This is a genomic window from Micromonospora sp. NBC_01412 (genome assembly GCF_045040215.1).
Taxonomy (GTDB): domain Bacteria; phylum Actinomycetota; class Actinomycetes; order Mycobacteriales; family Micromonosporaceae; genus Micromonospora; species Micromonospora rubida.
The window spans coordinates 3051557-3063294 of record NZ_CP109528.1; the positions used below are offsets into that span (position 1 = coordinate 3051557).

Annotated in this window: 11 protein-coding genes; 3 read left to right on the top strand and 8 right to left on the bottom strand. The window is 70.9% G+C overall.

The genetic code is table 11. The features are described 5' to 3' along the window. Positions 1–40: 40 nt before the first annotated feature. The 8 genes from OG617_RS13950 to rpmH form a co-directional block, all read right to left on the bottom strand. Complete coding sequence (locus tag OG617_RS13950; protein ID WP_405101939.1) at positions 41–1102, bottom strand: ParB/RepB/Spo0J family partition protein; 1062 nt, start codon at positions 1100–1102, stop codon at positions 41–43. Positions 1103–1129: 27 nt separating this feature from the next. Further along, a complete protein-coding gene (locus OG617_RS13955) occupies positions 1130–2485 on the bottom strand; it encodes an AAA family ATPase (protein WP_405101941.1) in 1356 nt (451 codons plus the stop codon). Between the two features lie 265 nt (positions 2486–2750). Beyond that, entirely contained in the window at positions 2751–3671 is a 921-nt protein-coding gene (rsmG, locus tag OG617_RS13960) for a 16S rRNA (guanine(527)-N(7))-methyltransferase RsmG (RefSeq protein WP_405101943.1), read from the bottom strand. A gap of 4 nt (positions 3672–3675) precedes the next feature. Next, complete coding sequence (locus OG617_RS13965; RefSeq protein ID WP_405101945.1) at positions 3676–4269, bottom strand: protein jag; 594 nt, start codon at positions 4267–4269, stop codon at positions 3676–3678. Between the two features lie 217 nt (positions 4270–4486). Then, complete coding sequence (gene yidC, locus OG617_RS13970; RefSeq protein ID WP_405101947.1) at positions 4487–5476, bottom strand: membrane protein insertase YidC; 990 nt, start codon at positions 5474–5476, stop codon at positions 4487–4489. A 3-nt stretch (positions 5477–5479) separates the two neighbouring features. Continuing rightward, positions 5480–5767 (bottom strand): membrane protein insertion efficiency factor YidD, encoded by a 288-nt coding sequence (yidD, locus tag OG617_RS13975; protein WP_405101949.1) that lies wholly within the window; start codon positions 5765–5767, stop codon positions 5480–5482. After that, complete coding sequence (gene rnpA / locus OG617_RS13980; protein WP_405101951.1) at positions 5764–6180, bottom strand: ribonuclease P protein component; 417 nt, start codon at positions 6178–6180, stop codon at positions 5764–5766. Before rnpA ends, yidD begins: the two co-directional genes overlap by 4 nt. A gap of 35 nt (positions 6181–6215) precedes the next feature. Next, complete coding sequence (gene rpmH / locus OG617_RS13985; protein ID WP_088959667.1) at positions 6216–6353, bottom strand: 50S ribosomal protein L34; 138 nt, start codon at positions 6351–6353, stop codon at positions 6216–6218. A gap of 585 nt (positions 6354–6938) precedes the next feature. Between rpmH and dnaA the strand changes: the two genes are divergently transcribed. The 3 genes from dnaA (at position 6939) to gnd (ending at position 11722) form a co-directional block, all read left to right on the top strand. Beyond that, complete coding sequence (gene dnaA, locus OG617_RS13990; protein WP_405101953.1) at positions 6939–8804, top strand: chromosomal replication initiator protein DnaA; 1866 nt, start codon at positions 6939–6941, stop codon at positions 8802–8804. 870 nt (positions 8805–9674) lie between these two features. After that, positions 9675–10808, top strand: a complete 1134-nt coding sequence (dnaN, locus tag OG617_RS13995) for a DNA polymerase III subunit beta (protein ID WP_405101955.1) — start codon at positions 9675–9677, stop codon at positions 10806–10808. A gap of 41 nt (positions 10809–10849) precedes the next feature. Then, positions 10850–11722, top strand: a complete 873-nt coding sequence (gene gnd / locus OG617_RS14000; protein ID WP_396676662.1) for a phosphogluconate dehydrogenase (NAD(+)-dependent, decarboxylating) — start codon at positions 10850–10852, stop codon at positions 11720–11722. The last annotated feature ends 16 nt before the right edge of the window (positions 11723–11738 follow it).

An 11738-nucleotide genomic window follows, 5' to 3' on the forward strand; every position in this document is an offset into this window, starting at 1 on the left:
TCGTCCTGCACGGACGGCGCGGCCGGGATCCGATTCGGGATCAGTCCTCGGCTTCCTCCTGGCCGACCCCGATGATGCCGACGATCCTCTCAAGGTCGTCGACCGTGGCGAACTCGATCGTGATCTTGCCCTTGCTGCGGCCGATGTCCACCTTCACGCGGGTGTCGAACCGGTCGGAGAGCCGGTCCGCAAGATCGGTCAGGGCGGGGGCGTGCGGCTTGGTCCGTCGCTTCGCGGCGGGGCTCTTGGCCGGCCCGTCCGCCAGCGCGAGCGCGACAATCTCCTCGGTGGCCCGGACGGACAGCCCTTCGGCGACGATGCGCAGCGCCAACTGCTCCTGGGCCTCCGCCTCGTCCAGGCTCAGCAGCGCACGGGCGTGACCGGCGGAGAGAACCCCGGCGGCGACCCGCCGCTGCACCGGGGCGGGCAGGTTCAGCAGCCGGATGGTGTTGGAGATCTGCGGTCGGCTGCGGCCGATCCGCCGGGCCAGCTCCTCGTGGGTCGCGCCGAACTCCTCCAGCAGTTGCTGGTAGGCGGCGGCCTCCTCCAAGGGGTTGAGGTTGGCCCGATGGATGTTCTCCAGTAGGGCGTCCCGGAGCATGGCGTCGTCGCGGGTGTCCCGGATGATCGCCGGGATGTTCTCCCGACCGACCGCCTGCGCGGCTCGCCACCGGCGCTCGCCCATGACGAGTTCGTACTTCTCGCCGTCCAGCGCCCGTACCACGATCGGCTGGAGGAAACCGACCTCCTGGATCGAGGTCTTCAGTTCCTCCAACGCCTCCTCGTCGAAGACCTGGCGGGGCTGCTTCGGGTTGGGCATGATCGCGTCGACCGGGATCTCGGCGAACCGGGCGCCCGGCACCGGGCTCAGCTGAAGCTCGGGCTCCGTCGGTTCGGACTCGGTGGCCACCGGCTCAGTCGCCACCGGCTCCGGCACCGCCTTCGGTTCGGGCGCCGCGGGCGAGGCGATCGCCGGCGGAACCTGGACGGCGCGTTCACCGCCCTCAGGCGTCGCCGTCATCGTTCCGGCGGGCTGGACCGGACCGGTGGGGATCAGGGCACCGAGCCCCCGACCCAGACCGCCCCGAGGACGGTTCTTCATACGACGCCTCCCAGCGACTCATCCGCACTACGCATTCCGGCTCACCGGCTCCTTGACCCCACGCTCGGCGATTTCCTGGGCGGCCTCGAAGTAGCTCGTCGCCCCCCGCGAACCGGGATCGTAGGTCACCACCGACTGGCCGTAGCTCGGAGCCTCCGAGACGCGAACGTTCCGGGGGATGACCGCCTGGAGCACCTTGTCGCCGAAGTGGTTCCGGACATCCTGCTCCACCGCGTCGGCCAGCCGGGTACGCCGGTCGTACATGGTGAGCAGAATGGTGGAGACCTCCAGCCTCGGGTTGAGGTGCTGACGGACCAGGTTGATGTTGTTGATCAGCTGGTTGAGCCCTTCCAGCGCGTAGTACTCGCACTGGATCGGGATCAGCACCTCTTGCGCGGCCACCAGCGCGTTGACGGTGAGCAGGCCGAGCGACGGCGGGCAGTCGATGAAGATGTAGTCGAAGTGGCCGGGGTAGGCGGCGATTGCCCGGACCAGGCGAGACTCTCGGGCAACCACCGACACCAGCTCGATCTCGGCACCGGCCAGGTCGATCGTGGCCGGCACGCACCACAGGTTGGGGATGCCCTCGACGCCCTGGGCCACCTCCTCCAGGGGCACGCTGTTGATCAAACAGTCGTAGACGTCTGGAACGCCCGTATGGTGCGGGACGCTCAGCCCGGTCGACGCGTTGCCCTGCGGGTCGAGGTCGACCACGAGAACCCGGTTTCCGTGCAGGGCGAGCGCCACCGCCAGGTTCACCGTGGTCGTGGTCTTACCCACGCCGCCCTTCTGGTTGGCGACGCACATCACCCTGGTCCGCTCGGGGCGGGGCATGGTGACCTCGCCACTCGGATTAAGGATCTGCACGGCGCGCATAGCCTCCATAGCCAACGGTGGGTCATCCTCTTCGCGCGTCGGGGTTTCACGTGAAACGTACGCGGCATCCGCCGGATCGGCCCCGTAGGCCCCGGCCGGCGGTGCCGGCGTGTCGACAGGAACAGCGACTCCGGAGGCCGCATCGGGCACCGCTCGAGGTGCGGGTTGTCGGGGAACGGCGGCCACGGCCGAGGGTGCCGGCTCGAACCGGACGGGCGCGGCGTTGTCGCGCTGTTCGGCGGCGGCTCGGGCGGCGGCCAGGTCATCATCGGGGCGGCTCGCACCGTAGACCGTGCCGACTCTTCCCACGGAGCGCGACGTGTCATCCGGGCCGCTCGGCGCGTCACGGTGAACCGCCCGATCGCGGTCGGCTGGCAGCGAATCCGTGCCCAGGGCATCGGCGGCCCGGTCACGCTGGTCGGTTTCACGTGAAACGGGGTCGGCCGCGGAGTGTCCTCCGCGGCCGGTCGTCACCCGTGGATCGTCGTACCTGCCGTCGTCATGCACCTGTCATCCCTGCCCGCTCCGGATGGTCGGTCCGCACCCCGTCGTCTTGGTCACGCTCGTCGCACCACGGAGCGTACGGCCCGGCGGAGGCGGCCGGGGTCCCCTGGGGCGCGGATGCCGCCCGCTCCACACTATCGGCGCGCGGCCAGCCTACGGCGGACAGGCGTGGCGGGTCCACGTCGGGTTCTCAGGCCTCCGCGCACCCGCATCACTATCAACGACGCGGCCTGCGGTGGGAAGCCGGCGGGATCGCAGGGAAGTCGGATCAGCGACCCCGGCGCCGCCCACCGCGCGTCCGCTTCGACGCGGGCTTGACCCGCGGCGGGTTCACGACCCGCTCCCGGACGATCTCCACCACCGTTGCGGGCGGCTCGATCACCCCGACCCCGCAGTGGTGCACCTTGGGCTCACCCCCGCCCAGCTTGGCAACCGCCCCGGCGTGCTCGGCGATCTCGTCGCCGGCGGACGATCCCTTCATCGCCAACAGGCGCCCGCCCGGTGCCACCAGTGGTAGGCACCAGGCGGAAAGCCGGTCGAGCGGGGCCACCGCTCGCGCGGTGACGATCTCCGCACTGAACGGCCCGACACCGTTGGACCCGGTCGCCGCCTCGTCGGCCCGGCCCCGGAACACCCGGACCGTCTTCGTCAGACCCAGTCGCTCCACGACCTCGACGAGGAACGAGGTACGCCGGGCCAGTGGCTCGACCAGAGTCACAGTCAGGTCCGGGCGCGCGATCGCGAGCACCAGGCCGGGCAGGCCCGCGCCGGAGCCCACGTCCAGCACCGACGCGCCCTCCGGGATGCGCTCCGCCACCGCGGCGCAGTTCAGCAGGTGCCGCTCCCAGATTCGTGGTGCCTCGCGCGGCCCGATCAGGCCCCGGAGCACCCCGTCGGTGGCGAGCACCTCCGCGTACGCGGCGGCGAGGTCGAGCCGCTCGCCGAAGAGAGAACTGGCCGCCTCGGCCAACTCCGGCGGCAGCGCCGCAACGGCCGGATCCGGCCCGTCGGTGCCGTCCGGCCCGACGGCCGCGGTCGACCCCTCGTTGAGTTCCAGCCCGTCGGTGTCGTCGGGCCCGACAGCCGGATCCGACCCGTCGACGAGCCGCCGGGACCCGACAGGCGACGGCCCGGGCGGCGTGCCACCCGGGCCGGTCACGGCGTCTGCCGTGGTGTCGTCGTGTGTCACCCGGTCAGTCCGCCGGCCGGACGATGATGCGGCGGTTCGGCTCGACGCCCTCGGACTCGCTCTCCACCCCGCTCATCGCGTTGACGACGTCGTGGACGCACTTGCGCTCGAACGCGGACATCGGCTCCAGCCGCACCGGCTCGCCGTACTCCTTGACCTTCTCCACCGCGTTCTTGGCGACGGCGGCGAGCTCCTTGCGGCGGTTGGCGCGGTAGCCACCGACGTCGAGCAGCAGCCGGCTCGGGGTGCCGGTCTGCCGGAACACCGCCAGCCGGGCCAGCTCCTGGAGCGCCTCCACGGTGGCGCCGCGCTGACCGACCAGGTTCTGCAGCCCGTCGCCGACAACCTCGACGACCGGGCGGCCACCGGACACCAGCTCGTCGATGTCGCCGTCGTAGTCGAGGATGTCGAGCAGTCCCTCGACGTAGTCGGCCGCGATCTCGCTCTGCCGGAACAGCTCGCTCTCGGCCGGCGCCTTCTTCTCCCGCGTGCCCGAGCCGGCCTCGCCATCCTCCGCCTCGGTGTCGTCGGTGGCCTCGATCGGTACGCTCTCCTCGTCCACGGACTGGTCAGCGCTGGGGATGCTGGTCTCGGTCACGGTCTCATCTCCGTACTCGCTCGGCCGGACCGTCGGGTCCGCTGGTTTCCTGGGCCCGGCGGGAGATCGCCGGTGCCCTGGGCACGTCTCTACGGGCCAATCTCACCCGTGTCCGCGCGGGGGCGCGGCGGTTCCGACCCGGCGCCTGCCTTGGGGGCGGCTGCCAGGGGCCGTGGCTGTCCGTCGCCGGCCGGGCCGGCGACGGACAGCGGGAGGATCAGCCCTGACGCTTGGCCGGGCCACTCTTCTTCGGGTTGACCGGCTTGGCGCCCGGCTTGGGGCCGGCGACCTTCGGCGCGGACGGGGCCTGCTTGACCGGGGCCGGGGCGGCCTTGCGGCCGAGCAGCCCGCCGGTCTTCTTGGCCGGCTGGACCGGCCCGCGGGACGCGGGGGCACCGGTGCGGCCCTGGGTGGGCGGCGGCGGGTACTTGCGCAGCACCCACTGCTGCTGGCCGAGGGTGAACATGTTGTTGGTAACCCAGTAGATGATCACACCGATCGGGAAGATCGCACCCGAGACGAGCAGCGACAGCGGGATGCCGTAGAGCATCAGGCGCTGGATCATCCGCTGCTGCGGGTCCTCCGCCCAGCCGGTCTTGAGGATCATCTGGCGGCTGGTGAGGTAGGTGGTGCCCATCATCATCAGGACCAGGACGCCGGCGATCACCTTCACGGTGGTGCCGTTGGCACCGAGGCGGGCCAGCTCGTCGGCGGTTGAGCCGAACTTGCCGGCGATCGGGGCGGTGAAGATCTTGGCGCTGGAGGCGCTGTTGAACTGGTCGACGGTCCAGCCGTAGAGGGTCTTGTTGTCCTTGGCCGGGTCGAGGCGGCGCAGCACGTGGAAGAGGCCGAGGAAGACGGGGATCTGGAGGAACATCGGAAGGCAGCCCATGAGCGGGTTGGCCTTTTCCTTCCGGTAGAGCTCCATCATCTCTTTCTGGAGCGTCTCCCGGTCACCCTTGTGCTTCTCCTGGAGCTCCTTCACCTTGGGCTGGAGCGACTGCATGGCCCGCTGGGACTTGATCTGCTTGACGAAGACGGGGAACAGGATCACCCGGACGGTGACCACCAGGAAGACGATGGCCAGGATCCAGGCCCAGTTCGTCCCGAGCGCGGCGCCGACCGGCACCCCGATGGCATCCCAGGCCGAGTGCCAGGTCAGCAGGATCCACGAGATCGCGTAGTAGATCCAGTCCAGACTGAACAATTCTCAGGCTCCAGTCACATCGGCACGGCGGTGACCGCCCGGCTCGGGCACCGGGTCGTATCCACCTGGGTGAAAGGGGTGGCAGCGCGACAACCGCCGGACCGTCAGGCCGACTCCCCGGAGCGCACCATGCCGGGACACCGCCTCAAGGGCGTACGCACTGCACGACGGGTAGAACCGACAGCGGGCCGGCAGGGCCGGGCTTATCCAACGACGGTACGCGACGATGGGCCAGGTCAGCACCCGGGCACCCGGGCTCGGCGGCCGTGACGCGGTGGAACCGCTGTTCATCGGGACCGCCGCCCCCGAGGTGCGCGGGCGGCGGCGAGCGCCCCGTCGAGGTCAGCCCCGAGCCGGGCGTACGACGCCTCGGCGGCGGCCGGCAGCGCGCGTACCACCAGGATGCTGCCGGCCGGCAGGGCCGCCAGCCGCTCGCGGACCAGGTGCCGCAGTCGACGCCGAACCCTGTTACGGACCACGGCGGGGCCGACGGCCTTGGACACGACGAAGCCGGCGCGGGTCGGTACGGAGGTTTCCTCCGCACCGGGGGTCCGCGCCGGCTTCGGCGAGGTGTCGGTCGTGGGGTCGGGTGTGGCGGGCAGTGTCAGGTGGACGACGAGCGCGCCTCGGCCGGCTCGACGGCCAGCCCGGACCGCTGCGGCGAAGTCGCTGCTGCGCCGCAGTCGTTGTGCGGCCGCCAGCACGACTGCCCACGTCCCCCGGACCGGACCGGTCGGCCTCAGGCCGACAGGCGGGTGCGGCCCTTGGAGCGACGGGTCGAGAGGATGGCGCGACCGGCCCGGGTGCGCATGCGCAGCCGGAAGCCGTGGGTCTTCGCGCGCCGGCGGTTGTTCGGCTGGTAGGTGCGCTTGCTCACGTCAGGCTCTCCGTTTTCATACGCCCCGGGCGTAGAACCGCAGGGGTCGTGTGGTGGTCCAGGCCACCCTCGGCGGTGGCCCCGATCGGTGCTGCCCGGGGCGTGGGACCCCGACCATGCGGGGAAGACGACCGCGGACAGCAAGCACGCACCACCCTAGCAGAGGGCGGCAGAGCAGCCGCTCCAGCCTACGCAGGGGGACAATGACCGTCAAACACCTCGTACGACGGCCCCGCCGTGCCGCGAGGGCGACCGAAGCGGTGGTTTTCACAGATACCGACAAGGGTGCCACGCGGCGACGGTTGATGGGCCCCGCCCCCCGCTGTTAGCGTGCGCGTTTGCGGTCGGCGTCGGCAGCCGATTGGCGTCGGCAGGCAAGACCGGACAAGGTAGTGAATCGTTCGGCACGGTGAAACCCGCTTCAGCGCCCACCCAGACAGGGGGCAGGTCCGACCCGCGTTTGGCGGGAGGCCACAATCGGTCGGTACACACAGGCTGTGGATAACTTGTGGATAACGACGACCGGTCAGCCGTTCGGGCTGGACCAGCGGCGGTCGGGAGCAGAGGCGAGGGGGTGGCACGACGGTGGCCGGTACGACCGACCTTGCCGCGGTGTGGACGGCGACCACGGACGAGCTCGCCGATGAGATCATCTCCGCGCAGCAACGTGCGTACCTGCGGCTCACCCGCCTCCGCGCGATCGTGGAGGACACCGCACTGCTCTCCGTCCCGGACGCGTTCACCCGTGACGTGATCGAGTCCCGGCTGCGGCCCGCCATCACCGAGGCGCTGACCCGGCGGCTCGGCCGGCCGATCCAGGTGGCCGTCACCGTTCGGGTGGCCGAGGACGCGGCCGGACGCCCGGCGGGCACGGTCTACCGCAGCGCCCCCGACGCCGACGGCCCGCCAGGTTTCGACGGGCCCTCCGGCTTCGACGCCCCGCCCGGCTTCGACGCCCGTGGCTACGACGGGCCGGGAGCGGACCGGCACGAGCCGGAGCCCGGCTTTCCCGCCCCCGGGTACCCGGACCGGGGTGAGCAGGCCCACGCCGATCGCGGCCGGCCGGCCGGTTCCGGGCGCGAGGACGCCGGCTACCCGGAGCGCGGCACGTCGGAACACCCGTCGGCGGATGACGCCCCCGCACGCTCCGACGGTCACCGGCCAGGGCTGGTGCCGGCCAGCCGGGACGCCCAGGAGCCGCTGTTCAGCGCCGCCTTCGCCGAACCGTCTCCGCCGGGTCGGCGCGGCTACGAGGGGCGTGCCGACAGCCGGTCCTACGAGCCCCGTTACCGCGACGCCGGACCGGCGACCGGCCAGCGGCTGCCCCGCGACGGCGGGACGGACAGCGGTCCGGGGCGCAGTGGCGCGGATCATCGGTCCGGAGGCCGGGACGACCGGCGGCCCGGCGGTGCGGAGTCCGGCGGGAACCGGCTCAACCCGAAGTACATGTTCGAGACGTTCGTCATCGGCTCGTCTAACCGGTTCGCCCACGCCGCCTCGGTCGCGGTGGCCGAGTCGCCCGCGAAGGCGTACAACCCGCTGTTCATCTACGGCAGTTCCGGGCTGGGCAAGACCCACCTGCTGCACGCCATCGGCCACTACGCCACCACGCTGGGCAACGCCCGCTCGGTCCGGTACGTCTCGACCGAGGAATTCACCAACGACTTCATCAACTCGCTGCGGGACGACAAGACCAGCGCGTTCCAGCGCCGCTACCGCGATGTCGACATCCTGCTGATCGACGACATCCAGTTCCTGGAGAACCGCGAGCGGACCCAGGAGGAGTTCTTCCACACCTTCAACACCCTGCACAACGCCAACAAGCAGATCGTGATCACCTCGGACCGGTCGCCGAAGCAGCTCGCCACGCTGGAGGACCGGCTGCGGACCCGGTTCGAGTGGGGGCTGCTGGCCGACATCCAGCCGCCGGACCTGGAGACCCGGATCGCGATCCTGCAGAAGAAGGCGGCCCAGGAGCGGCTGTACGCCCCGCCGGACGTGCTGGAGTTCATCGCCTCGCGGGTGTCGAACTCGATCCGGGAGTTGGAGGGGGCGCTGATCCGGGTCACCGCGTTCGCCAGCCTCACCCGGTCGACCGTGGAGCTGTCGCTGGCCGAGGAGGTGCTGCGGGACTTCATCCCCGACGGCGCCGGCCCCGAGATCACCGCCGACCAGATCATGGTCTCCACCGCCGACTACTTCGGGGTCAGCCTGGAGGACCTGCGTGGGCACTCCCGGTCCCGGGTGCTGGTCAACGCCCGCCAGGTGGCCATGTACCTGTGCCGCGAGCTGACCGACCTGTCGCTGCCCCGGATCGGGCAGGCGTTCGGGGGCCGGGACCACACCACCGTCATGCACGCCGACCGGAAGATCCGTCAGCAGATGGCGGAGCGCCGCTCGCTCTACAACCAGATCGCCGAGCTGACCAACCGGATCAAGCAGACCACCTGAGCCGTACGCCCGCCGCCTACCCGCGGCGCGAGGACCCGACGCCCGGCCGGACCCGGCCGGGCGTCCGCGCGTTCGGAGCCGGGTGACCCCGGACACATCCCACCCGCCCGATCCGTTGTCCACAGGGCGTCCCGGGCGGTCGGGCTCGACCCGGGCGAGAGGCGAGCCCGCAAGATCGGGCCGGTGTCCGCCCACAGCCGCCGCTCGTTGTCCACAGCCGCCGCGGGTTTTCCACAGCCGGTTATCCACCGTCGGTGGAAAACTACGGTCCGCCCGCCACCAGTTACCCACAGGCTGTGGACAAACCCTGGGGATGAGCCTGTGGACGCCTGTGGACGCCTGGGGACAGAGCTGGTTGTTGTCCACGGATCCGAAGGGTCCTGTGGATTTCCTGTTGAAGGTTCTGGGGACGACGGGGCCCTGGGCGGGTCGGCCCGTCCACAGGTCTGGGGAGAAAGTCGGTGGATAACCGGTGGATAACCGGTGGACGACGGTGGACAACTCGGCCGGTCCTGGGGGCCTGTGGATCGCGGGGCCGGTTGTACCCCCGGTTATCCACAGGCAATCCACCGGTGGATAACCTGTCTGGCCTGCGCAGACGCCGGTTTTCCACAGTATGCACAGGTGCGATGAAGACGATGAGTTTGTTCTTCTAAGAGAACAAAAACCAATCATCACCGTTGGGCTTCCTGTGGATCGGGTTCGGAACGGCCGGGGACAGCCCGCCCGGCACCGACGCGATCCGCGGGGTCGGGCGCACAGCCGATGCCCCCGCGCCCTAAGGTGCGATGGGTACCCGCACGGTCGGGCGGGACGGTAGGCAGCGGTCGGCATGAGAGAGTTGTTGCTGACGTCGACGCGGAGGCATTGATGAAGTTCCGAGTAGAGCGCGACGCGCTCGCCGAGGCCGTGGCGTGGACTGCGAAGAGCCTGCCCAGCAGGCCTTCCGTGCCGGTGCTGGCCGGCGTGATGCTGAGGGTGACCGACGGCAACCTGCAGGTCTCCGGCTTCGACTACGAGGTCTCCAGCCAGGTGACCGTCGAGGTGCACGGCGACGCCGACGGTGCCGCGCTGGTCTCCGGGCGGCTGCTTGCCGAGATCACCAAGGCGCTTCCGGCCAAGCCGGTCGACATCGCCGCGGTCGGCGCGCATCTCGAGCTGGTCTGCGGCAGTGCCCGGTTCACCCTGCCCACCATGCCGGTGGAGGACTACCCCGCCCTGCCGGAGATGCCGGAGAGCGCCGGCACCGTCGACGCCGCGGCGTTCGCCGCAGCCGTCGCCCAGGTCGCCGTGGCCGCCGGCCGGGACGAGACCCTGCCGATGATGACCGGCGTCCGGATCGAGCTCTCCGGTGGCAACCTGGCCATGCTCGCCACCGACCGGTACCGCCTCGCCCTGCGCGAGATGGAGTGGAACCCGGACGACCCCGAGGTGAGCATCAACGCCCTCGTGCCGGCGCGGACCCTGCACGACACGGCCAAGGCGCTCGGCCCGCTCGGCGGCCAGGTGACCATGGCACTCTCCCAGGGCGCGGCCGGCGAGGGCATGATCGGTTTCTCCGGCGGTACCCGGCGCACCACCAGCCGGCTGCTCGACGGCGCGAACTACCCGCCGGTCCGCTCGCTGTTCCCGAGCAGCCACAACGCCGAGGCCAGGGTGGCGGTGAGCACCCTGATCGAGGTCGTGAAGCGGGTCGCCCTGGTCGCCGAGCGCACCACCCCGGTGCTGCTCAGCTTCAGCTCCGACGGGCTCGTCGTCGAGGCCGGCGGCACCGAGGAGGCCCGGGCCAGCGAGGCCATGGACGCCACCTTCACCGGTGAGGCGCTGACCATCGGCTTCAACCCGCAGTACCTGATCGATGGCCTGAACAACCTGGGCGCCCAGTTCGCGCTGCTCACGTTCGTCGACGCGTTCAAGCCGGCGGTGATTTCCCCCGCAGGCGAGGACGGTGAGGTCATCTCGGGGTACCGGTACCTGATCATGCCGATCCGCGTCTCCCGCTGATCGCACACCCCTTGATCCAGACGCAGCGGAGGTAGGAACAGATGCAGCTCGGCCTGGTAGGACTCGGCCGGATGGGCGGCAACATGCGTGAGCGGTTGCGCGCCGCCGGGCACGAGGTGGTCGGTTACGACCGCAACGCGGAGCTGAGCGACGCCGCGAGCCTGGCCGAGCTGGTCGACAAGCTCGACGCGCCCCGCGCCGTCTGGGTGATGGTCCCGGCCGGCGTCACCGACACGACCATCGACGACCTCGCCGGCGTGCTCGGTGCGGGCGACATCATCATCGACGGCGGCAACTCCCGGTTCAGCGACGACGCGCCCCGCGCCGAGCGTCTCGCCGAGCAGGGCATCGGCTACCTCGACGTCGGCGTCTCCGGCGGCGTCTGGGGCAAGCAGAACGGGTACGGCCTGATGGTCGGCGGCGCGCAGGAGCACGTCGACCGGCTGCTGCCGATCTTCGAGGCGCTCAAGCCGGCCGGGGAGTTCGGCTTCGTGCACGCCGGCCCGGTCGGTGCCGGCCACTACGCCAAGATGGTGCACAACGGCATCGAGTACGGCCTGATGCACGCCTACGCCGAGGGCTACGAGCTGCTCGCCAAGTCGGAGATCGTGACCAACGTGCCGGGCGTGTTCAAGTCCTGGCGCGAGGGCACCGTCGTCCGCTCCTGGCTGCTCGACCTGCTCGACCGGGCCCTCGACGAGGACCCGGAGCTGGCCGAGCTGAGCGGCTACACCGAGGACACGGGCGAGGGCCGGTGGACGGTCGACGAGGCAGTCCGGCTGGGCGTGCCGCTGAACGTCATCACCGCGTCGCTGTTCGCCCGGTTCGCCTCCCGGCAGGACGACTCGCCCGCGATGAAGGCCGTCGCCGCGCTGCGCCAGCAGTTCGGCGGCCACGCCGTCCACAAGCGCTGAGCGGTATCCACAACCT

Bases quoted from the DNA above. Each gene is read 5' to 3' on its own strand.
- OG617_RS13950 (WP_405101939.1), bottom strand. From the start codon at position 1,102: ATGAAGAACCGTCCTCGGGGCGGTCTGGGTCGGGGGCTCGGTGCCCTG.
- yidD (WP_405101949.1), bottom strand. From the start codon at position 5,767: ATGAACAGCGGTTCCACCGCGTCACGGCCGCCGAGCCCGGGTGCCCGG.
- dnaN (WP_405101955.1), top strand. From the start codon at position 9,675: ATGAAGTTCCGAGTAGAGCGCGACGCGCTCGCCGAGGCCGTGGCGTGG.
- gnd (WP_396676662.1), top strand. From the start codon at position 10,850: ATGCAGCTCGGCCTGGTAGGACTCGGCCGGATGGGCGGCAACATGCGT.